This is a genomic window from Streptomyces sp. NBC_00237, from assembly GCF_026342435.1.
In the GTDB taxonomy this organism is placed as follows: Bacteria; Actinomycetota; Actinomycetes; order Streptomycetales; family Streptomycetaceae; genus Streptomyces.
In genome coordinates, this window is sequence record NZ_JAPEMT010000005.1 from 524,402 (window position 1) to 545,396 (window position 20,995).

Annotated in this window: 19 protein-coding genes; 7 read left to right on the plus strand and 12 right to left on the minus strand. The window is 71.2% G+C overall.

Annotated elements, in window-relative coordinates; all coding sequences use genetic code 11:
• The first annotated feature begins 58 nt into the window (after nucleotides 1–58).
• Together OG897_RS38120 and OG897_RS38125 are read left to right on the plus strand one after the other, a co-directional pair.
• Nucleotides 59–856 (plus strand): PTS sugar transporter subunit IIA, encoded by a 798-nt coding sequence (locus tag OG897_RS38120; protein WP_266664548.1) that lies wholly within the window; start codon nucleotides 59–61, stop codon nucleotides 854–856.
• A 30-nt stretch (nucleotides 857–886) separates the two neighbouring features.
• A complete protein-coding gene (locus OG897_RS38125) occupies nucleotides 887–2,470 on the plus strand; it encodes a PTS ascorbate transporter subunit IIC (protein ID WP_266664550.1) in 1,584 nt (527 codons plus the stop codon).
• 56 nt (nucleotides 2,471–2,526) lie between these two features.
• Here the strand turns inward: OG897_RS38125 and OG897_RS38130 are convergent, their stop codons facing one another.
• Together OG897_RS38130 and OG897_RS38135 are read right to left on the minus strand one after the other, a co-directional pair.
• Nucleotides 2,527–3,396 carry a carbohydrate-binding protein gene (locus OG897_RS38130; protein ID WP_266664552.1) on the minus strand — a complete coding sequence of 290 codons (870 nt, stop codon included), beginning with the start codon at nucleotides 3,394–3,396 and terminating at the stop codon, nucleotides 2,527–2,529.
• 99 nt (nucleotides 3,397–3,495) lie between these two features.
• Nucleotides 3,496–4,407 carry an AraC family transcriptional regulator gene (locus tag OG897_RS38135; RefSeq protein ID WP_266664554.1) on the minus strand — a complete coding sequence of 304 codons (912 nt, stop codon included), beginning with the start codon at nucleotides 4,405–4,407 and terminating at the stop codon, nucleotides 3,496–3,498.
• Between the two features lie 328 nt (nucleotides 4,408–4,735).
• Between OG897_RS38135 and OG897_RS38140 the strand changes: the two genes are divergently transcribed.
• Nucleotides 4,736–5,395 (plus strand): alpha/beta hydrolase, encoded by a 660-nt coding sequence (locus OG897_RS38140; protein ID WP_266664628.1) that lies wholly within the window; start codon nucleotides 4,736–4,738, stop codon nucleotides 5,393–5,395.
• A gap of 18 nt (nucleotides 5,396–5,413) precedes the next feature.
• Here OG897_RS38140 and OG897_RS38145 read toward each other — a convergent pair whose 3' ends face one another.
• Together OG897_RS38145 and OG897_RS38150 are read right to left on the minus strand one after the other, a co-directional pair.
• Nucleotides 5,414–6,349: a YihY/virulence factor BrkB family protein gene (locus OG897_RS38145; RefSeq protein WP_266664556.1), complete on the minus strand. Its 936-nt coding sequence runs from the start codon at nucleotides 6,347–6,349 to the stop codon at nucleotides 5,414–5,416.
• A gap of 59 nt (nucleotides 6,350–6,408) precedes the next feature.
• The gene (locus tag OG897_RS38150; protein ID WP_266664630.1) at nucleotides 6,409–6,870 is read right to left on the minus strand and encodes a hypothetical protein; all 462 of its coding nucleotides are present in this window, start codon (nucleotides 6,868–6,870) and stop codon (nucleotides 6,409–6,411) included.
• Nucleotides 6,871–7,270: 400 nt separating this feature from the next.
• Between OG897_RS38150 and OG897_RS38155 the strand changes: the two genes are divergently transcribed.
• On the plus strand, nucleotides 7,271–8,053 hold the full coding sequence (locus tag OG897_RS38155; protein WP_266664558.1) for a GNAT family N-acetyltransferase: 783 nt from the start codon (nucleotides 7,271–7,273) through the stop codon (nucleotides 8,051–8,053).
• Nucleotides 8,054–8,081: 28 nt separating this feature from the next.
• Here OG897_RS38155 and OG897_RS38160 read toward each other — a convergent pair whose 3' ends face one another.
• A complete protein-coding gene (locus OG897_RS38160; protein WP_266664560.1) occupies nucleotides 8,082–10,169 on the minus strand; it encodes a phosphocholine-specific phospholipase C in 2,088 nt (695 codons plus the stop codon).
• 231 nt (nucleotides 10,170–10,400) lie between these two features.
• Here OG897_RS38160 and OG897_RS38165 point away from each other — a divergent pair, with 231 nt between their 5' ends.
• Nucleotides 10,401–11,651 carry a cytochrome P450 gene (locus tag OG897_RS38165; protein ID WP_266664632.1) on the plus strand — a complete coding sequence of 417 codons (1,251 nt, stop codon included), beginning with the start codon at nucleotides 10,401–10,403 and terminating at the stop codon, nucleotides 11,649–11,651.
• Nucleotides 11,652–11,762: 111 nt separating this feature from the next.
• Here OG897_RS38165 and OG897_RS38170 read toward each other — a convergent pair whose 3' ends face one another.
• From OG897_RS38170 to OG897_RS38190, 5 genes are all read right to left on the minus strand, one after another.
• Complete coding sequence (locus tag OG897_RS38170) at nucleotides 11,763–13,022, minus strand: cytochrome P450 (protein ID WP_266664634.1); 1,260 nt, start codon at nucleotides 13,020–13,022, stop codon at nucleotides 11,763–11,765.
• Between the two features lie 14 nt (nucleotides 13,023–13,036).
• Nucleotides 13,037–13,666, minus strand: coding sequence for an ATP/GTP-binding protein (locus OG897_RS38175; RefSeq protein ID WP_266664562.1), 630 nt, complete (start codon nucleotides 13,664–13,666; stop codon nucleotides 13,037–13,039).
• Complete coding sequence (locus OG897_RS38180) at nucleotides 13,647–14,006, minus strand: DUF742 domain-containing protein (RefSeq protein ID WP_266664564.1); 360 nt, start codon at nucleotides 14,004–14,006, stop codon at nucleotides 13,647–13,649. Before OG897_RS38180 ends, OG897_RS38175 begins: the two co-directional genes overlap by 20 nt.
• The gene (locus OG897_RS38185) at nucleotides 14,003–14,422 is read right to left on the minus strand and encodes a roadblock/LC7 domain-containing protein (RefSeq protein WP_266664566.1); all 420 of its coding nucleotides are present in this window, start codon (nucleotides 14,420–14,422) and stop codon (nucleotides 14,003–14,005) included. The genes OG897_RS38180 and OG897_RS38185 overlap by 4 nt, the downstream gene beginning before the upstream one ends.
• Before the next feature lie 102 nt (nucleotides 14,423–14,524).
• Entirely contained in the window at nucleotides 14,525–16,183 is a 1,659-nt protein-coding gene (locus tag OG897_RS38190; protein WP_266664568.1) for an ATP-binding protein, read from the minus strand.
• 340 nt (nucleotides 16,184–16,523) lie between these two features.
• On the opposite strand from OG897_RS38190, the gene OG897_RS38195 reads away from it, so the two are divergent.
• Both OG897_RS38195 and OG897_RS38200 read left to right on the plus strand, forming a co-directional pair.
• Complete coding sequence (locus tag OG897_RS38195; protein ID WP_266664569.1) at nucleotides 16,524–17,468, plus strand: DUF1731 domain-containing protein; 945 nt, start codon at nucleotides 16,524–16,526, stop codon at nucleotides 17,466–17,468.
• A gap of 189 nt (nucleotides 17,469–17,657) precedes the next feature.
• Nucleotides 17,658–18,134: a hypothetical protein gene (locus tag OG897_RS38200; RefSeq protein ID WP_266664572.1), complete on the plus strand. Its 477-nt coding sequence runs from the start codon at nucleotides 17,658–17,660 to the stop codon at nucleotides 18,132–18,134.
• A 132-nt stretch (nucleotides 18,135–18,266) separates the two neighbouring features.
• On the opposite strand, the gene OG897_RS38205 is transcribed toward OG897_RS38200, so the two are convergent.
• Both OG897_RS38205 and OG897_RS38210 read right to left on the minus strand, forming a co-directional pair.
• Entirely contained in the window at nucleotides 18,267–19,916 is a 1,650-nt protein-coding gene (locus OG897_RS38205) for an MDR family MFS transporter (protein WP_266664636.1), read from the minus strand.
• 94 nt (nucleotides 19,917–20,010) lie between these two features.
• Entirely contained in the window at nucleotides 20,011–20,634 is a 624-nt protein-coding gene (locus tag OG897_RS38210; RefSeq protein ID WP_266664574.1) for a TetR/AcrR family transcriptional regulator, read from the minus strand.
• Between the last annotated feature and the right edge of the window lie 361 nt (nucleotides 20,635–20,995).

Here is a 20,995-nt window from a genome sequence, read left to right on the forward strand (position 1 = left end):
TCTCTACCCACGTGCCCTGGCCGCGCCGCACGTTCACGACTGTGCAAATATCGGATTCATGTCGGCATTGACTGATCTCCTTCCGTCAGAAGCGATACGACTCGACGCCCATGCGACGGACTGGAAGCAGGCGGTCCGGGACGCGGGCGAGCTCCTCGTCGCCACCGGCACCTCCACCGCCGCGTACACGGCGGAGATGATCCGGAATGTGGAGGAGAACGGTCCGTACATCGTCATCGCCCCGGGTTTCGCGTTTGCGCACGCCCGCCCGTCGCCCGCCGTACTGCGAACCGGAATGTCCTGGGTGCGCCTCGCGGAGCCCGTCGATTTCGGGCACGAGACCAACGACCCGGTGACCCTGGTGGTCGCCCTCGCCGCGAAGGACGCCGCCGCGCACACCGCCGCGATGGCCTCCCTGGCCCGCCTCCTGGGCGACCCGGAGACCTCGCGCGCCCTGCACGAAGCGGCTACGCCACAGGCATTGCACGCCGTGCTCGCCGGGCAGGAGGACGTACGCACTCCGCAGAAGGGGGCACCCGCCGCACCTGCGGGACGCGCCGCCGCACCCGGCATGCACAAGATCCTCACCGTCTGCGGCAACGGCGTCGGCACCAGCCTCTTCCTGAAGAACACCCTGGAACAGGTCCTGGACCGCTGGAACTGGTCGAGGTACGTGAACGTCGAGGCCACCGACACCATCTCCGCCAAGGGCAAGGCGTCCGAGGCCGTCGCGATCCTCACCTCGCGCGAGATCGCCCGCACGCTCGGCGACGTGGGCGTGCCGGTCAAGGTCGTCGAGGACTTCACCAGTACGACCGAGGTCGACGGCGTACTCCGCGACACCTACGACGTCTGATCACGGACTTACCGCACGGAGGCCCCGCACATGGACTGGCTCGTTTCCTTCGCGAAGTTCCTCGTCAACGAGATCCTCAGCCAACCCGCCTACCTCATCGGCATCATCACCGCCGTCGGCCTGATCGCCCTGCGCAAGTCGACGGGGCAGGTGGTCGGCGGGGCCATCAAGGCGACGCTGGGCTTCCTGCTGATCGGCGCCGGAGCGGGACTGGTCGTCAACTCCCTCGCCCCCCTCGGCGAGATGATCCAGGGCTCGACCGGCGCGCACGGCGTCATCCCCACCAACGAGGCCATCGTCGGCATCGCCCAGGCGCAGTACGGGGCGAGAGTGGCCTGGCTGATGATCGTGGGCTTCGCCGTCAGTCTCCTCCTCGCCCGCTTCACGCCTCTCCGCTACGTTTTCCTGACCGGTCATCACATGCTGTTCATGGCAACCTTGTTGACCATCGTCCTGGCCACCGCCGGACAGGGTTCGGTCGCAGTCGTCATCGTCGGCGGCGTGCTCCTCGGCATCCTCCTGGTCGCCCTGCCCGCCTTCGCGCACCCCTGGACCAAACGCGTCACCGGCAACAACAGCGTCGCCATCGGCCACTTCGGCACCGCCGGATACATCACGGCGGGCGCGGCCGGTCAGCTCGTCGGCAGGCGCAGCCGCAGCACCGAGGAGATGAACCTCCCCGAGGGTTTGCGCTTCCTGCGCGACTCGATGGTCGCCACCGCGCTCTCCATGGTCCTGATCTACCTGATCATGGCGATCGTCTTCCTGGTGAAGGTCGGCGAGGACGTCGCCTACCGGGCATTCGGCGACGGGGCCGCCGCCACCGACTTCGGCAACTACCTCATGAAGTCCGTGATGCAGGGCCTCCAGTTCGGCATCGCCGTCGCCGTCATCCTCTTCGGCGTCCGTACGATCCTCGGCGAGCTGGTCCCCGCCTTCCAGGGCATCGCCAACAAGCTCGTCCCCGGCGCGGTCCCCTCCCTCGACGCGCCGATCGTCTTCCCGTACGCCCAGAACGCCGTCCTGATCGGCTTCATCTCCAGCTTCATCGGCGGCCTGATCAGCCTCGGCCTGCTCGCCTGGATCTTCAACCCGGCCTTCGGCCTCGCCCTCGTCCTGCCCGGTCTGGTCCCGCACTTCTTCACCGGCGGCGCGGCGGGCGTCTACGGCAACGCCACCGGAGGCCGCCGAGGAGCGGTCGTCGGCGCCTTCCTCAACGGCGTGCTCATCACCTTCCTCCCGGCCCTCCTCCTCAAGGTGCTCGGCGCCTTCGGCAAGGAGAACACCACCTTCGGCGACGCCGACTTCGGCTGGTTCGGCTCGATCATCGGCAACGTCGCCAAGATCGGCGGAGGCGGGGCCGTCGCGCTGATGCTGGCGGTCGGCGCGGTCCTGCTGACCGGCGCGATCGTGATGCAGAAGCGGGTCGTGGACACCGGCTGGGACCCGGGCGCCAAGCGCGACGCCGCCCTCGGCGTGCAGGCCCGCGTCACGACGGCCGCTGGCCCGGCAGACGCCGCCGAGTCCGCCGGGTCCGCGGGGTCCGTCGGGACGTACTCCCGCATCGCCCCGCCCGCGGGGGCCCCGGCACCGCCGCCGCGCCCCGGAGAGTGACACGGACGGCGGGCCGGGCCCGCAGGGCCGATGGAGCCAATTCCCCGACCGCGTTCCTAGACCGCGCGCCAGAGGGCGGGCACGTTCGGCGGTTCCCAGCCCGCGCTCGCGGTGTGCGCCTGGAGGCAGGTGTACGAGCGTCCCCCGTACGTCACCTTGTCGCCCGCCTTGTACGCGGTGCCCGCCTTCCAGGTGCCGGACGGGGGAGGTGTCGTCGGCGGGTCGGTCGGCCCCGGCCCCTGCGGCACGTTCAGCACGAAGTCGTAACTGCCCTGCCTCGTCGGCCCGTTGTCGCGCATCGTCATCAGCAGGCGGGCGTCGAAGATGCTGTCGGTGTTGTTGCGCGGCTCGTTCGGGAAGTACAGCTGCGTCGTCAGCACCGGCCGGTTCGGGGCCTGCACCTTGACGTGAATGTGCCGGGTGCGGCCCGGATAGAGGCCCGGCACGATCGTCGTCAGCGTGAACGCGCCCTGCGCGTCGGTGAATTGATGCCCCCGGAAGCGGAAGCCGGTGTTGTCGTACGCCCCGTTCACGTCGGCCTGCCAGAAGTCCAGCAGGGCGTTCGCGATGGGCCGACAGGCCAGCCCGAACACGTACCCCGTCACGGTCAGCCGGGTCCCCGGCGGGTTTCCGTCCAGCAGCGAGGTGCGGCGCGGCGAGTTCGGCTTGAAGTACGGGCCCTCGGTCTGCGCCGGGGTCGGGTCGTCCCCGTCGTCGCACGACGGGGTGAGCTGCGGCGGTACGTCACCGCCGCGCGCCGTCCTGGCCAGCGCGGGCACGCCCACCAGGGCGGTGGGCAGCGCCACCCCGGCGGCGAGGGCCGCACGCAGCACGGTCTTGCGGGACGGGTGGCTCTTCGGAGCGGGGGAGCCGGAGGGGCCGGACTCGGGCTGGTCCGGCGTGCCGGGCGACTGGGGCTGGTCCATGGCGGGGACGCCTCCAAGTGGGGGAGCGGAAGGGGGAGTCCGGGTCCTGCCGAGCAGGCCCCGGGACGCTCCGGGCGCGCTCCGGAACTCCCCTCGAACCTAGGGCGACGGCTCGGGGTGCGCGAGGGACGGGACGCGGTAGTCGTGGTGCATTGCACCGCTGCCCCGCCGGAACTCGCCCGGACTGATGCCGGTCTCCCGCCGGAAGAACCGACAGAAGTAGGCGGGGTCCCCGAAGCCGACCCCCGCAGCGACCTGACGTACCGTCAACTCCGTTCGCACCAGCAGCCGTTTGGCCTCGTGCGTGCGGACCTCGCGGACCAGCTGCCCCGGGGTGCGCCCGGTGCTCTGCTTGACCGCCTCGTTGAGATAGCCGACGCTCACGCCGATCCGGCGGGCGCAGGAGCGCACCTCCCACACGTCGGGGCCCGGCCGGGCCAGCAGCCGTACGAACTCCTGGGTGACCAGGGCGGGCCGGCCGGTGGGGTCGGGCCGTTGCGGGGCCGGTCCCACCAGCCGGGAGGCACGTACGATCAGTACGTGCAGATAGGCGCGCAGCACCGAGGCGAACCCGTCCTGACCGGTGCGGTACTCGCGCTCCATGTCGGCGATCAGCCGGGCGAAGGCCGGGGCGTCGTCCCCGGCGGGACTGAACCAGGGCCGCTCACCGAGGGCGCGCAGCAGCTCGCGGTCGGCCGGGTGGTCGAGCAGGAAGTCCTCGGTGAAGAGGACGACCCGGCCGTGCAGATCGGTGGCGTTCTCCCAGTAGTGCACCTGGCCGGGGACGACGAAGCACAGGTGCGGCGGGCGGAGTTCCCAGCGGGAGAGGTCCAGGACGTGCGCGCCGTGCCCGCTGGTGACGAAGACGATCTCGTAGAAGGTGTGCCGGTGCGGGAAGGAAGCGCGCGAGAGGGCTCCGATGCTGTCGAACGAGCCGATGGCGAAGGGGAGTTGCTGTGGCGCGGGCACCTGGAGGCGATGCAGCGGGACTGCTCTCTCTACGGTCTCCATGGCGGTGGCCCTCTCCCTTCCCGGGTCGCACCCGGGGCGCGCAGAACTGGTCCGGACCAATGCACGATGCCATGCGGGGCCGGGCGGGGGAACCTGTTGGTCCGGATTCCGGGCCCGGGCTTCCTGAACGGCGCGGGCTTCCCGAACGGCCGGACAATCCGTACGGTCGGGCAATCCGTACGGTCGGCGGCTTCGAACCACTCCATGCGGGGCGGCAGAGCCGACGAGTGCGGCAGACACGGAGGTGACGGTGCGATCCCGAGCGGTAAGTGAATCACCGGGCGCGGTCGGCCCCGACGGGCGCGGCGCGGGCCCCGAGGCCGCCGTCCTGTTCCTGCACGGAGGCCGGGCCGACGGCCTGGAGCCGCCGCCACCGCTGAACCTGCCGGGCCGCCGTCTGATCCCCTTCCGGCGGGCCGTCGTCCGCGCTGCCGGGGAGCACTCCCTCGCTCTCCGCACGGCCGTCTACCGGCACCGGGGCTGGAACGGCCCGCGCGCCGATCCGGTGCACGACGCCTCGCGCGCCCTCGACGAGCTGGCCGCCGAGCTCGGGCCGGTGCCCGTGGTCCTGGTCGGTCACTCGATGGGAGGCAGGGCGGCCCTGCGCATCGCCGGACATCCGCAGGTCGTCGGGGTGGTCGGGCTCGCTCCGTGGTGCCCGGACGGCGAGCCGGTCGACCACCTCGCGGGCCGCGACCTCGTACTCCTGCACGGCGACCGCGACCGTACGACGAGCCCGCGCGGCACCCGCGAACTGGCGGCCCGCGCCCGCCTGGCCGGGGCCCGGGCGTGTGTGATCGAGGTCGAGGGCGGCGACCACGCGATGCTGCGGCGGGCGGGGGAGTGGCACACGGCCACCGGGCTGCTCACGGCGGGGCTGCTCGGCTTCACACCGCTGCCGACAGGGGTGGGTGCGGCGCTGCGGCTGCCCGGGGACGGTATCGGAGATGCGGAAAGCGGGGTGCTGCGGCTCGACGCGTGCTGGTGAGGGTCTCCGGGGCGGCCCTCAGGTGCGGGGCGCCGGGGCGGAACGAGGGTGGCGAGGCCGGGGCCCCCGGCCCTCCAGACGGGCCAGCTCCACGTTGAACTGGGCGCCCACCAGCAGCGAGAGGTTGGCGAACCAGACCCAGACCAGGAACACCACGACCCCGGCCAGGGACCCGTACAGCCTGCTGTAGCTGGCGATGTGCGTCGTGTAGAACGCGAACCCGGCCGACGCCGTCAGCCAGAGCGCCGCCGCCAGGACCCCGCCGGGCAGCCCCCGCCGCACCCCCCGCGCGACAGCGGGACCGGTGTGGAAGAGGATCATGATCAGCAGCGCCACCAGGAATCCCAGCACCGGCCACTTCAGGCCCGACCACACCGCCTCACCCACCTCCCCCATGCCCAGTTTGTCCGCGATGCCGCGCGCCATCGGGCCGGTGATCACCAGCGCCGCCGCGCTCGTGAGGAGGAGCAGGAGGAGGAAGGCGGCCGTCACCACGATCAGGTGGGCCTTGCGCAGGGCGGGCCGTACGTCTCGCACGTGGTGCATGGCGTGCATCGCCCGCCGGAACACCGCCAGATAGCTCGACGCCGACCACAGCGAGCTCACCGTGCCCGTCACCATCAGCAGCCACACCGCCGAGTTGCCGCGCACCGCGTCCTCCAGGGCCTGCCGCAGTGCCTTGCCCGACTCCGCCGGAGCCACCGACGCGATGTCGTCGATGAGGGACTGGGTCGCGTCCGGGTTGGCGAGACCGATCAGGGTGACCGTGACCAGCAGCGCCGGGACCAGGGCCAGGATCGCGTAGTAGGTGAGCGCCGCCGCCCAGTCGGACACGTCGTCGTTCCACACCGAGACGGGGGTGCGCCGCAGCGCCGTGCGGTAGCGGGCCAGTACGCCCCGGGAGGTCGGCGGGCCGCTCCGGTCGGCGGGCGGTGCGGTGGGCTCACTCGGCATGGGGCGTACTTCCGTGGCTTGATCGGGCGGCTGCTGCGCCTACCTTCTCACCCGGTGTCTCACTTCTCCCCATGTGGTGCGGTACGCGAGGGGAGCCGGGTGCTCTCGTCGTGTGCCCCGGAAACGGCGGCGGAACCGGCCGCCGCCCCACCCCGCAGCGCTTCCCTCCGCAGCGCGATCCCGGTGGCCAGCGCGCCGGCACCCTCCCAGATCCCCACGCCCAGGAACCCCGCCGGGGCCCTGCCCGTGACGACGGCGAGCGTGAAGACCGTGAAGGTGAGCAACCGGAACGGCACCGTCCAGCGGAAGAAGGCCCGCCAGTCGGCGAGTGCGGCCAGCACGTAGTAGACGCCCATGTTCACCGCGGCCATGGACGAAGCGGTCAGGAACATCAGGGTGTGGTCCCCGTCGGCCCGCTGTCCGTCGGGTATCGGCTCGAAGCCCATCAACGCCAGCTGGGCGTCGGGGGCGACGAGCCCCACGACGCCCAGCGCGGTGGCCAGCAGACCGAAGACCGCCATGGTCCAGCCGGAGGAGGAACGGGGCAGCCGTACGGAGATGTTCACGGAGGTCCTTCAGGAGGGCGGGGCGAGGGGCGGCGGCGAAGCCGACCGGGGGAGACTGTTGACCGACGGGTCAGTTGATCATTGAATCAGGCCCCTCGCCACCCCCAACCCCCCTACCGGCTGCGGAACTTCAGTGAAAACTCCGTCGACGCGTTCCCGTACGCGTCCACCGCCACGACCTTCGCCGCGTACCGCGTGCCCACTGGGGCCTTCGGCAGCGGAACGTCCAGGGAGTTGACGAGCGGCGCGTAGGAGTACTCGGCGAGCAGGCGCGTGAACTCCCCGCCGCACCGTGCGCGGGGGACGCCGGAGGAATTCGCTGGCGGGGAGCCCGGACGCGTGGTCCAGTACGCGCATGCACCTTGACGCAGTACGAGAACTCTTCGACACCGAAATGCGCCGCGAGGCCGAAGGCGAGCGGCTCGGCCCCGACTTCGGGCACGTCGTCCGCCACACCGGCGGCGCGGCAGGCTGGAACGCCGTCCTGTGGGCCGACCTCACCGAGGACACCGCGGACGCGGCCATCGCCGAGCAGGTGCGGCACTACACCGCCCTCGGCCTGGACTTCGAGTGGAAGCACTACTCCCACGACCGCCCCGAGGACCTGCCGCAGCGCCTCCTCGCCGCCGGGTTCGTCCCCGAGGGGCCCGAGGCCGTGATGGTGGCCGAGACCGAGGGGCTGGACGTGGAACCGGTACTGCCCGACGGTGTACGGCTCGTCGAGGTCACCGACAAGGCGGGCATCGACCTGATGGTCAGGGCCCACGAACTGGCCTTCGGCCACGACTCGACGCGCATCGGCACGGGCGTGCTCGCCCAGCTCGCCGACGCCCCGGACACGGTCGCCGTGGTCGTCGCGATGGCCGGGGACGAGCCCGTGAGCGCCGCCCGCGCCGAATTCGCCCCCGGTACGCAGTTCGCGAGCCTGTGGGGCGGCGGCACCGCACCCGAGTGGCGCGGCAAGGGCATCTACCGCGCCCTCGTCGCCCACCGTGCCCGCCTCGCCGCCGCCCGAGGCTACCGCTACCTCCAGTCGGACGCCGTGCTGGACACCAGCCGCCCGATCCTCCAGCGCCTCGGTTTCGCCCAGCTCAGCATCACGACGCCGTACAACTACGCGCCGCAGAAGGCCGGTTAGAGTTCGGCCGGGGCGAGGCCGGGCCGGGTCAGCCGGTGATGATCGCCGGGTCGCTCACGCCCGGCGCGCCCGTCTCCACGTGCCCGGCGAACCTCCGCAGGAACACCGCGTCCGTCCCCGACGTCACCACCAGGTCGTACCAGCGCTTCCCCGGCCGCACGTCCACCGTCCGCTGGACCTTCCCTCCGGCGGGCACCGTGAAGGAACTCCGGGCCCCGCCGTAGGAGTTGACGACGGTGAGGCGGCACGCCGCCGTACCCGCGTTGGTCGCCGTCAGGACGAGCTGCCCGCCCCCGCCGGTGGAGTGACGGACGGTGACCTCGGGACCCGCCGTGCCGTTCGCGCCCCGGAAGGTGCGCAGGAAGCCGTTCGGGCCGAACACCGAGAGGTCGTAACTCCCCTTCGAGTACCTCGCGTTCCAGGTGTCGGCCACGGACTTGCCCGCCTCCGCGGTGTACGTCCACGGCCCGTCCGTGCGGTTCGCCGAGGTGACGTGGAAGCCCGCCCCGGCCGCCGCCCCGCCGCTCATCGTCAGCGTGAACTTCCCCGCGGCCGCATCGGCCGACCCGTCGGCGTACGGCGCGTACCGCAGCGGTCGCGCAGGCCGGGAGCCCCGCTCCTGCTTGGGCAGCGCGCCTGCCGCCGGGGGCTTGGGCACGTAGTCGTCGTGCCGCTCCCTGTCCGGCGGCTCGTAGGCGTCGGTGCCCGGCAGCGCCGCCGGGCCGGTGTCGTGCAGCCGGAAGTCGAAGGCCGAGGTCAGGTCGCCGCACACGGCCCTGCGCCATGGCGAGATGTTCGGCTCTGCCACCCCGAAGCGCTGCTCCATGAAGCGGATCACCGAGGTGTGGTCGAAGGTCTCCGAGCACACGTAGCCGCCGGTGCTCCACGGCGAGACCACAAGCATCGGCACCCGCTGCCCGAGCCCGTACGCGCCCGCCGCGTACCCGATGTTGCCGCCGAAGTAGTCCAGCGACGTGTCGACCGTTGACTTGCCCTGCGCGGCCGATGCGGGCGGATACGGCGGCACCACGTGGTCGAAGTAGCCGTCGTTCTCGTCGTACGTGATGAACAGGGCGGTCTTCGCCCACACCTCGGGGTTCGACGTCAGCGCGTCGAGAACCTTCGAGATGTACCAAGCGCCGTAGTTCGCGGGCCAGTTGGGGTGCTCGCTGAAGGCTTCGGGAGCGGCGATCCAGGAGATCTGCGGCAGCTTCCCGGCCTTCACGTCGGCCGTCAGGAGGTCGAAGTACCCGTCGCCGTTCTTGGCGTTGGTGCCCGTGCGCGCCTTGTCGTAGAGCGGGTCGCCGGGCTTGGCGTTGCGGTACTGGTTGAAGTACAGGAGGGAGTTGTCTCCGTAGTTGCCCCGGTAGGCGTCGTCGATCCAGCCCCACTTGCCCTTCGCGTCCAGGCCGTCGCCGACGTCCTGGTAGACCTTCCAGGAGACTCCGGCCTTCTCCAGCCGCTCCGGGTACGTCGTCCAGTCGTACCCCGCCTCCTCGTTGCCGAGCACCGGGCCGCCGCCCTTGCCGTCGTTGCCGACGTGCCCCGACAGAAGGTAGTAGCGGTTGGGGTCGGTGGCCCCGATGAACGAGCAGTGGTAGGCGTCGCACACGGTGAACGCGTCGGCGAGCGCGTAGTGGAAGGGGATGTCGGCGCGGTTCAGATGGGCCATCGTGCCCGCTGACTTCGCCGGGATCCACTTGTCGTACGAGCCGTTGTTGAAGGCCCGGTGGCCGCCCGCCCAGTCGTGGTTGAGGCCCGCGATGAACTGCATGCCGAGGTCGTCCGCGTCCGGGTGGTACGGCAGGACCTCCTTCGCCCCGTCCGGCTGGTGGAACACGGACTTCAGCCCGTGCGGGACCACGGGGCGCGGGTCGCCGAAGCCCCGTACGCCCTTCATCGCACCGAAGTAGTGGTCGAACGAACGGTTCTCCTGCATCAGCACCACGATGTGCTCGATGTCCTTGATGCTGCCGGTGCGCCGGGCGGCGGGGATGGCGGCGGCCCGGTCGATGCTGCCGGACAAGGCGGCGAAACCGGCGGTGGCGCCCGCTATCTGGAGGAACCGGCGACGGTTCACGGCAGGGGAACGGGGGACTTCAGGCTCTTCGGGCATGAATGAGGGACCTCGTCTGTGGGGTGGACAGAAGCAAACGGAATGTTGCAAGAGCGATCAGGAAAAGGGAAGGGGGTGCAGGAGGCGCGCGGTGACGGACGGGGGAGGGCCCGGTGGAACGAGGGGTTCCGGGACTGTTGGATGATCAACTACCTTGGGCCGCAGACCCGTTCTCGCAACCGCAGCCGCCCCTGCTGCCGAAGGAGCTCTCCCGTGACCGCAGCCGACGAGATATCCGAGACGCCCGAGACCCTCAAGACGCCGGAGCCCCCCGAGATCCCCGACATCCTCTCGCCCGAGTTCGCCGCCGACCCGTACCCCGTGTACCGCGCGATGCGCGAGCACGCCCCGCTGGTCTGGCACGAGCCCATGCAGAGCTGGATCGTCTCCCGCTACGAGGACGTGGAGCGGATCTTCAAGGACAAGGCGGGCCAGTTCACCACCGACAACTACGACTGGCAGATCGAACCCGTACACGGAAAGACGATCCTCCAGCTCAGCGGCCGTGAGCACTCGGTGCGCCGCGCCCTGGTCGCCCCCGCCTTCCGAGGCAAGGAGCTCCAGGAGACCTTCGTGCCGGTCATCGAACGCAACGCCCGTATCCTCATCGACTCCTTCCGGGAAACGGGCGATGTCGACCTGGTGAACGCCTTCGCCACCCGCTTCCCGGTGAACGTCATCGCCGACATGCTCGGCCTCGACAAGGGCGACCACGCCAAGTTCCACGGCTGGTACACCACCGTCATCGCCTTCCTCGGCAACCTGGCGGGTGACCCCGAGATCGCCGCCGCGGGCGAGCGCACCCGCGTCGAGTTCGCCGAGTACATGATTCCGGTCATCCAGGAGCGCCGGAACAACCCCGGCGACGACCTGCTCTCCTCGCTGTGCGCCGCCGAGGTCGACGGCGTCCGGATGAGCGACGAGGACATCAAGGCGTTCTGCAGCCTCCTCCTCGCCGCGGGCGGCGAGACCACCGACAAGGCGATCGCCGCCCTCTTCGCCAACCTCCTCGCCCACCCTGACCAGTTGGCGGCCGTGCGGAAGGACCGCACGCTCATCGACCGTGCCTTCGCGGAGACCCTGCGCTTCACCCCGCCGGTCCACATGATCATGCGTCAGACGGCCGTCGACGTGGAGGTCACCGGTGGCACCATCCCCGCCGGGGCCACCGTCACCTGCCTGATCGGCTCCGCCAACCGCGACGAACGGCGCTATGCGGACCCCGACACCTTCGACATCTTCCGTGAGGACCTCACCGCGACCAACGCGTTCTCCGCGGCCGCCGACCACCTGGCGTTCGCGCTCGGCCGGCACTTCTGCGTCGGCGCGCTGCTCGCCAGGGCCGAGGTCCAGATCGGGGTCGGCCAGCTCCTGGACGCCATGCCGGACGTACGGCTGAAGGACGGGGCGTCCGTGTCCGAGAAGGGCGTGTTCACGCGCGGCCCCGAGTCGGTGCCGGTGGTCTTCACGCCCGTGCGGTAGGTCTTCACGCCCGTACGGCGAGGAGTCACATCCGTACGGCAGGGAGTCACGCCCGTACGACAGGAATCCCGGCGGTCGGGGAAGAACGGGTCCCCCGACCGCCCGCGCGGCCTACCTGGCCACCGGCGTGAACGACACCGGCAGCGCGGTGAGCCCCCGCATCCAGATCGAAGGACGCCACGTCAGCGACTCGGCCGGAACCGACAGCATCACGTCGGGCAACCGCTCCAGCAGCGTCTCGATCGCCGTCCGCGCCATGACGTCCGCCAACTGCGGTGCGGGATAAGGGCATCGGTGCTCGCCGTTGCTGAACGACAGATGCGCCGAGTTGCCCTCCGCGCCCACATGTCCCTGCGGCCATATCTGCGGATCCGTGTTCGCGGCCGCGAGCCCGAGCACGAGGCAGTCGCCCGCCCGGATCCTGCGCCCGCCGAGTTGGGTGTCGCGCACCGCCCACCGGCCGATGAAGTTCTGCGTCGGAGTGTCCCGCCACAGGATCTCGGTGAGCGCCTCACCGACGCTCAGCCGCCCGCCCGACACGTTCAGGGCGAACCGGTCGTCGGTCAGCAGCAGCCGGAGGGTGTTGCAGATCCAGTTCGCCGTCGGCTGCTGGGCGGCAGCGATGATCGAGATCAGGTCCTGCACGATCTCCTCGTCCGCGAGACCCGCCGGATGGTGCAGCATCCGCGACGTCACGTCGGGCCCCGGAACCGCCCGCTTCTCCTTCACCAACCGCTGGATGCGCTCCTGCACCCGGACGTACGCGGCGACCGGATCGTCGCCCTCCGCCGCGTCGAGCGACACCCGCAGATCGTGGACGAGGTCGTCCGTGTCGGCCGCCCCGGCGGGCATGCCGCACATCTGGACCGCCGCCCGCATCGGCAGCGCGTGCGCGTACGCACCCATCAGCTCGGCCTGCCCACTGCCCTCGAACGCGTCGATCAGCTCGTCCGCGATCAACCGGCAGTCGTGCCCCAGCTCGAACTGGTCCACCGCCTCCAGCGCCTCGCTGATCACCCCGGCCCGCCGCTCGTGCTCCGCGCCCTCCGTGAACAGCACCGACGGCTGGTAGCCGACGAACGGCAGCAGCGGCCAGTCCGCCGGGATGTTCGGCCACTGGTTCCAGCGCCGCGAGTCCCGGGCGAACAGCTCGTCGTGGCTGGTGACGTAGCTGACCTCCGGATACCCGAGCACCAGCCACGCGGGGACGTCACCGTCCAGCAGCACCGGAGCGACCGCCCCGTGCTCCCGGCGCAGACCCCGGTACAGCTCGGCCGGGGTCTGCTGGTACTCCAGGCCGCCCAGACGCACGGCCTGCTCGTGCGCCGGACAGCCCGCCGCCCCGGCGTGCTCCGTACTGCTGCCGCTCATGGGATGCGTGGCGCTCATGGGGTCAACTCCCGTGCCAGGGCGAGGCGGTAGAGATGGTCGACGAGGGTGGTCAGCACGGCCTTGCCCGAGGACCGCACCCGCGCGTCGCAGGAGATCATGGGAACGGAGTCGGACAGGGCGAGGGCCTGGCGGATCTCGTCCAGCGAGAAGTGCGCCCCGTCGTCGAAACGGTTCACCGCCACGATGAACGGCGTCCTGTGGTGCTCCAGCCGGTCTATCGCGTACCAGGAGTCCGCCATCCGCCGGGTGTCCACCAGCACGACCGCGCCCAGCGTCCCCGAGAACAGCCGGTCCCACAGGAACCAGAACCGCTCCTGCCCCGGCGCCCCGAACAGATACAGCACCATCCGCTCGTTGAGCGTGATCCGCCCGAAGTCGAAGGCGACCGTGGTCGTCGTCTTGTCCGAGGTGAGCGACAGGTCGTCGACGCCCGCGCCCGCCTGCGTCATGTGCTCCTCGGTGTTCAGCGGGCGGATCTCGCTGACCGCCTTCACGAGCGTGGTCTTGCCGACGCCGAACCCGCCGACGACGACGATCTTCAGCCCGGTGTCCGCGGCGTCACCGAGCGGAGTGCGCTCCGGCGCCTGCGTCCCTTCAGCGGCTTCAGAGGTTACGGAGTCCATGGAGCACCCCCAACAGCAGCTCGGATTCGGGGAGTTGGGAGACGGAGGCCGCCGCACGGGGGCGGCGGGCGGTGATCGACCCGGCGGACAGGAGATCCTCCAGCAGGATGCGTACGACGGTGATCGGCAGCCCTAAGTGGGCGGCGATCTCGACGACGGCGGCGGGATGGCGGCAGAGTTCGAGGATGCGGACGTGCTCCGACGGCATGCCGGGCGCCGGTTCGCGCTCGCTGACCACCAGGGTGACCAGGTCGAAGACCTTGTCGTCGGCCTCCGAACGGCCACCGGTGACGGTGTAGAGGCGGTCCGGGGAACCGGTGTCGACGGGCGGACGGCTCATGACAGGCTGCCGTCAGGGGACGGTTGACGCGGGTCGGCCCGCAGCCGGTCGCCGATCTGCTCGACCAGCTCGCTCATGTGGTGCCCGATCATCCCCGGGTCCGCCCCGGCCGCCGCCACCACCGCGAGGTGGGCGCCCTGCCCGGCCTCCACGATCAGCAGCAGCCCGCCCGGGAACTCGGTCATCAGGTGCATCACCCCGCCCGACCCGTCGCCGAACTCCACGGAGGCGCCGTGCGCGAGGGACTGCATGCCCGACGCGATGGCCGAGAGCTGGTCGGCCTGGTCGAGGGTGAGGTGGCTGCTGCGGCACAGCTTGAGGCCGTCCCGGGACAGGACGAGCGCGTGCCGGGAGCCGGGGGTGCGCTCCAGGAGGTTGTCCAGGAGCCAGGTGAGGCTGTTGTCAGTGGTCTGCACGGTGGTCAAGGGCCGTCGGGCGGGGCTGCCGCCGAGAGGTCGGCCCGTGCCTCCAATCGGGGGGTTCAGGGGGGAGGTGTGCGCACGGGGGAGTACGCGGGGTCAGAGGGAGGGCGGGTCCTGCCGCTTCTGCTGCGAGCGGTGGAAGGCGCCGAACCGTGCCCCGGCGTCGGGGCGGGTCGGCGGCACCGGGGCGGCGGCCGCGTCGGAGTCGAGCCGCTTGCGGTCGGCGGCCTCCATGGTGCGGCCCCGGGGGCGTACCGGGAGGCCGTTGGGGGTGGAGGCGGCGGCCCGGTCCTCGCGTACGGGTGCCTGCGTCTCCCGTACGGGCAGCTCCTGCCCCCGTACGGGAGACGACTGCTCCTCGGGGTGAGGCCGTACGGGGGGCTCCGGCGGTAGGAGGGCCTCCGGCGACGCGGCCGGACGCGGCAGGTCCGCCGGGGCCGGGGAGGGCGCGGGAGCCGTGGCGGGCGGCGCGATGGGAGCGCTGCGCTGCTGGGCCAGCAACTGCGGCGGCAGCAGCACCACGACGCCCGTGCCGCCGCGCGACGACGGCCGGTAGTTCACCGAGATCCCGTACTTCGCGGCCAGTACGCCCACCACCGCGAGCCCCAGCCGGGTGCCCTGGAGGGAGGCCAGGTCGTTCGACTGCCCGGACACCGAGGCGACCGCCCGGCGCATCGCGGCAGGGGCCATGCACAGCCCACTGTCCTCGACGGTCACCACGAGTCCGGCGGTGCCCTCCTCGACGTACACGTGGACCTCGTTGACCGGCGGCGAGAAGTTCGTCGCGTTGTCCATCAGCTCGGCCAGCAGGTGCATCACGCCCTCGGCGGCGAACCCGGCGACGGCGGCGGTCGACGTCGAGTGCAGCCGCACCCTTCGGTAGTCGCTGATCCGGCCCACCGCGCCGCGCAGGACGGACTCCATCACGATCGGCTTGTTCCACGCACGGCTGGACCGGCCGCCCATCAGCAATGCCAGACGGTCCGTCAGAAGCCCCAACTGTGAAGTCGTGTGGTCGAGTTGGAGCAGATCACCGAAGACCTCGCCGCCGTACTTGTCCTGCATGGCGCGCAGATCGGCGAGTATCCGCAGGGTCTTCGCCTGCACCCGCCCCAGGCCCGTGGCGCTCGCCGCCTGCGCGGCGACGGCCCGCCGCTCGCTGTCGGCGAAGTCCCGCACCGTACGGTCCAGAAGCCCCCGCAACCGGGGATCGGCGGGCAGCGGAAGCGCCGCGAGGACGGTCTCGGCCGACGCCCCGGTGCGCAGCCGGGCGACCGCCTCCGGCAGCACGGCCGCCGCCAGCCGCTCGACGTCGCCGAGGGCGTGCTCGGCACGGGCGCGCCCCGACTCGGCGGCAGCGGTCCGCGCGTGCAGGTCGCCGAAGCGGGCGGCGACGGTGTGCAGGAGCTGAGCCAGCTGCGGCTCGGCGGGCCGCTGCACACTGTGCAGCGCGCTCTCGGCCCCCGCCCCGTCGTGCAACCGCTTGGCGAGCTCCGGCAGCGACACGTTGACGAGGTGCGCGGCCTCGCCAGCCCGGCGCAGCGCCTCCTGACGCAGTACGTCGTTCTCCTCGCGGGCCCGCTCGGCGGCCCGCGCGGCCTTCCGCGTCAGCGCCCCGGCCACGGCGACCGCCACGACCACGCACACCCCGGCCACGACGACCGTCCCCAGCACCCAGCTCCGCGCGACCGCCGGAGCCGAGGCCACCGCGCCCCCGCCCACCGCCGCGACGACGACCAGGCTCGCCAAGGGCATGAGCCAGGGCGGGCGCCGCTGCGCTCCAGGGGGGCTGGGGCGCGGACGGGGTGCGACAGGCGATGTCATGGCGCGGGTCCTCTGACGTGGATGCGGCGGCGGAACGGGGCTGGAACCCGTTCCCTGCCGAACGAACGGACGGCCGGAAAGCGGAAGTTGAATCTCCCGATCCGCTCTGCCGACCCCGGCCATGCTAGCCACGCGACGTGATCTACGGACACCGCCCCGGCAACTCGTCCGAATCACGACGCCGAGGGGCCGGACACGAGCCCCGGAGCCCCGAGCGAGCACCCGTCCGAAAGCAGGCATAAGCTCCCCCCAGCGAACGAGGGGGAGCCCCGTGAAGATTGTCATACCCGGCGGAACCGGGCAGGTCGGAGCCGTGCTCGACCGCGCGCTGACGGCGGCGGGACACGAGGTCGTCACCCTCACCAGGACGCCGACGCGCGAGCGCCAGGTGGCCTGGGACGGCCGTACCCAGGGCCCCTGGTCCCAGGAGATCGACGGCAGCGACGTCGTGATCAACCTCGCCGGACGCAGCGTGAGCTGCCGCTACACCGAGGCCAACCTCCGCGCCATGATGGACTCCCGCGTGCGGTCCGCCGAAGCCGTCGGCGAGGCGATCGCCGCTGCCGCGCGACCCCCGGCCCTCTGGCTCCAGATGAGCACCGCCACCGTCTACGCCCACAGCTACGCCACCGCGAACGACGAGGCCACCGGCATCATCGGCGGCACCGAACCCGACGTCCCCTCTTACTGGGAGTACAGCGTCCGCATCGCCAAGAACTGGGAACGCGCCCAGGAGGAGGCGGTCACGCCGCACACCCGCAAGGTCGCGCTGCGCGCCGCCATGGTGATGAGCCCCGACGCGGACGGCGTCTTCGACGTCCTCCGCACGATGGTCCGCCTCGGCCTCGGCGGCCCCGTCGCGGGCGGAGCCCAGTACCTCTCCTGGATCCACGACCGGGACTTCGTGCGTGCCGTCGAGTTCCTGATCGCCCGCGAGGACATCGAGGGCCCGGTCAACCTCGCCGCCCCGAATCCGTTGCCGCACCGGGACTTCATGCGGGTGTTGCGGGGGGCGGCGGGTGTCCGGGTCGGGCTGCCCGCCACCCGGTGGATGGCGTCGATCGGCGCCTTCGTGCTGCGCACGGACACGGAACTCCTCCTCAAGAGCCGCCGGGTGATCCCCGGCCGCCTCCTGGACGAGGGCTTCGCCTTCGAGCAGGGGGAGTGGGCGGGGGCCGCTGCGGACCTCGTGCGGAGGGCTCGGGCGCGGGCCTGAGAATCAGCCCGTCGAGGGTGCACCCCCTGCTCGAACGAAGTTGAGAGCTTGGGGAAGGGGTTGGGATGGCCTGCCGCAGGCGAACCGGGCCGCCCCCACCCGGGCGCATTCGACTGACCCACCCTTCCCGATGTCCTGTGACCCACCCTTCCCGATGTCCTGCCCGCCCCGAACGAGGACACTTGCCCCATGGCCGCCCCGCACGCCTCCCCGACGGAGGAACCCTTCGCCCCCGCCACCGGTGACGGCCCGCTGCCCACGGAACCCCCGGCCCAGCGCGCCGCCGCCGTCCAAACCGCCTTCGACGGGCTCCTCCAGATCCGCCGCCTCACCCAGGAATCCGAGGCAGCTCCCGCCGCCTGGGAGCTGCGCCAGCTGACCAACGCGGTCGCCCTCGCCCTGGAAGCCGCACCCCTCACCCCCTCCGCGACCGACGCCGAAGGCCACCGCACCGCCACCGGCTACCGGGTGCGCCCCGGCGACGAACCGCAGACCGCCGCCGTGGAATGGCTCGGTCCGCCCGGCAGCGGAGCCGCCGCCGAGGAACGGGACCGGCTCGCACGCTGCGCCGACGTACTGACCGCCCTCGGCTGGGACGCCCTGCTGTACCGGGGCCCGCGCCGCCGCTGGTTCGCCGAGGTCCGCCCACCGCACGGCACCCGCTGACCCCCGACACCTCGACGCTTCGACGCCTCGCGATACGGGCAGGGGCCCGGCCACCCCACCAGGGGCGACCGGGGCCCTGCCCGTCGCTCTACTCCGTACGATCCAGACGATCCCGCTCGTACGACCGAGGACTCAGCCGACCGGCGTCGGCGCGGCGCTCTTGCCGCCGCCGTCGGAACCGCCGTCCCGCCCTTCGTCCTTGACGAACTTGTCCGGTACCGGAGTTGCCGCCGCGCCGGAGTCCGCAGCCACCTGCTCCGCCGCACTCGCCTCCTCCGCGAGCCGCTCCATGCCGCTCGTGGTCTTCAGCGGCTTCTCCTTGATGAAGACCACCGCCACCAACGCCAGCGCAGCGAAGGGCGCCGCCAGCAGGAAGAGGTCGGCGGTCGCGAGCCCGTACGCGTTCTCCACGATCTCGCGGAGCGGCGCGGGGAGCGTGGTCATGTCGGGTACGGATGCCTCGGTGTCGCCCTGCGGAACCGGAATGCCCGCCGCCGTCATGCCGCTCGTCATCTCGGTCGCGACCCGACTGGCCAGGACCGCACCCAGCGCGCTGGTGCCGATCGTGCCGCCCATGCTACGGAAGAAGGACAGCACGGAGGTGGCGGCGCCCAGCTCGGTGGCGGGAACGTCGTTCTGCGCGGCCAGCACCAGGTTCTGCATCAGCATGCCGACGCCGATACCGAGAATGGCCATGTACAGGCTGAGCAGCCCGAAGTGGGTGTTCGCGTCGATCGTCGCCAGCAGCCCCAGCCCGGCGGTCATGATGACCGCGCCCGCGACCAGGTACGCCTTCCACTTGCCGGTCTTGCTGATGATCTGGCCCGCGACGGTCGACGACACCAGCAGACCCAGGATCATCGGCAGGCTCATCAGTCCCGCGACCGTCGGCGACTTGCCGAGGGCGATCTGGAAGTACTGCGACAGGAACACGGTGCCGCCGAACATGGCCACACCGACGAGCAGACTCGCGACCGTGGTCAGGGTGACCGTGCGGTTGCGGAAGATGGTCAGCGGAATGATCGGCTCCGGCACCCGCGCCTCGACGAACACCGCGGCGACGAGCAGCAGCACACCGCCACCGGTCAGCGCGGCGGTCTGCCACGAGGCCCAGTCGAACTGGTGGCCCGCGAGCGAGGTCCAGATCAGCAGCGCGCAGACGCCCGCCACGATCAGGAACGCACCCAGGAAGTCGATCTTCACGTCACGGCGTACGGTCGGCAGCTTCAGCGTGCGCTGCAACAGCACGATCCCGAGCAGCGCGAACGGGACGCCGATGAAGAAGCACCAGCGCCAGCCGAGCCACGAGGTGTCGACCAGCACGCCGCCGATCAGCGGCCCGGCCACCGTGCCGACCGCGAAGACGCCACCGAAGATGCCCGCGTACTTGCCGAGCTGACGCGGCGGGATGATGGCGGCCATCACGACCTGCGCGAGCGCGGTGAGACCACCGGCGCCGATGCCCTGCACGACCCGGCTGAAGATCAGCAGCCCGACCTCGTGCGAGAACCCGGCCAGCAGCGAGCCGACCACGAACATGCCGAGGGACAGCTGCAGCAGGAGCTTCTTGTTGTAGAGGTCCGAGAGCTTGCCCCACAGCGGGACGGTCGCCGTCATGGCGAGCAGCTCGGAGGTGACGACCCAGGTGTACGAAGACTGGCTGGCGCCGAGGTCGGCGATGATCCGGGGGAGTGCGTTGGCCACGACCGTGCCCGCCAGGATGGCCACGAACATGCCGGCCATCAGCCCGGACATGGCCTGGAGTATCTGCTTGTGGTTCATGGAGGTGGGCGCCTGTTCGGGCGCCTCTATTGCGCTCACGGTGTCCTTCTTCAGAGCTGAGGAGTCGATCCGGAGATCGGGCAGGAACAAAAACTCAAGGGGTGGCGGGGGCGGTCAGGCCGGAGCCCAGATGGTCGAAGGCCGCCCGGAACACGTCGATGAAAGCGACGTCCGGCGTGCGCACGACCCAGTCCTCGATCGAGACCCGGATCGCGGTCGTCGCGACGGCGGCGACCAGCCGCGGGTAGAGCCCGACCGGTTCGTCAGGCCCGCTCCCCAGCCGCTCGGCGACCGCCTGCGCCAACTCCAGCTCCTCGGCCATGTGGGCCCCCAGCCCACGGACGAGGAGGTGCGGTGAACGCTGGAAGACCTTGGCCCGCAGGCTCCAGATCTCGTGACGCTCCTCGACGTCCACCAACTCCGCCGCGAACGCCTCCCGCAGTACGTCGAGCACGGCCAGCTCGGCGGGCGCCTCACGCACAGCACGCCTGACCCGCTCGCCGACTGCCGGGTCGACCATCAGGAAAGCGTCGTCGTGACTGTCGAAGTAGTTGAAGAACGTGCGCGGCGAGACGCCCGCCGCGCTGCTGATCGCCTCGACGGTGACGTTCTCCGCCCCGTGCTCGGCAGCCAGCCGTACCGCCGCTTCGGCCAGCGCCGCCCGAGTCGCCTGCTTCTTGCGCTCGCGGAGTCCGGGGGCGCCGTCCTTGTTCTTCACATCTTGCAGACTACGCAAAGATGCAGACCCTGCAAAAGCAATAATGATCCGCCGGTGGCGGGCCGTCGGGCGGGGTGCGCCAGCCGGGGGTTGACCCGACCGGGGGAGACCCGTATAGTTCTTCGGGTTGTCCGATGTGAGCACCGGTTCCGACTGGCCCAGGACGACCATTCCGCAGAACAAGATCATGAAGAACTTCGCGACGCCTGTCGTGCTGCTTTTCGTACCCTTTTCGCGAAATGAGGAAGCCGAAACCCCGATTTGGTTCGGGGCGCAGGAATCCGCTAATGTCTCACTCGTTGGAACGGCCCAAAGGTCGGGAAGACAACCCAAGTTTGACTGGGAATCAGGCCGGAAATGA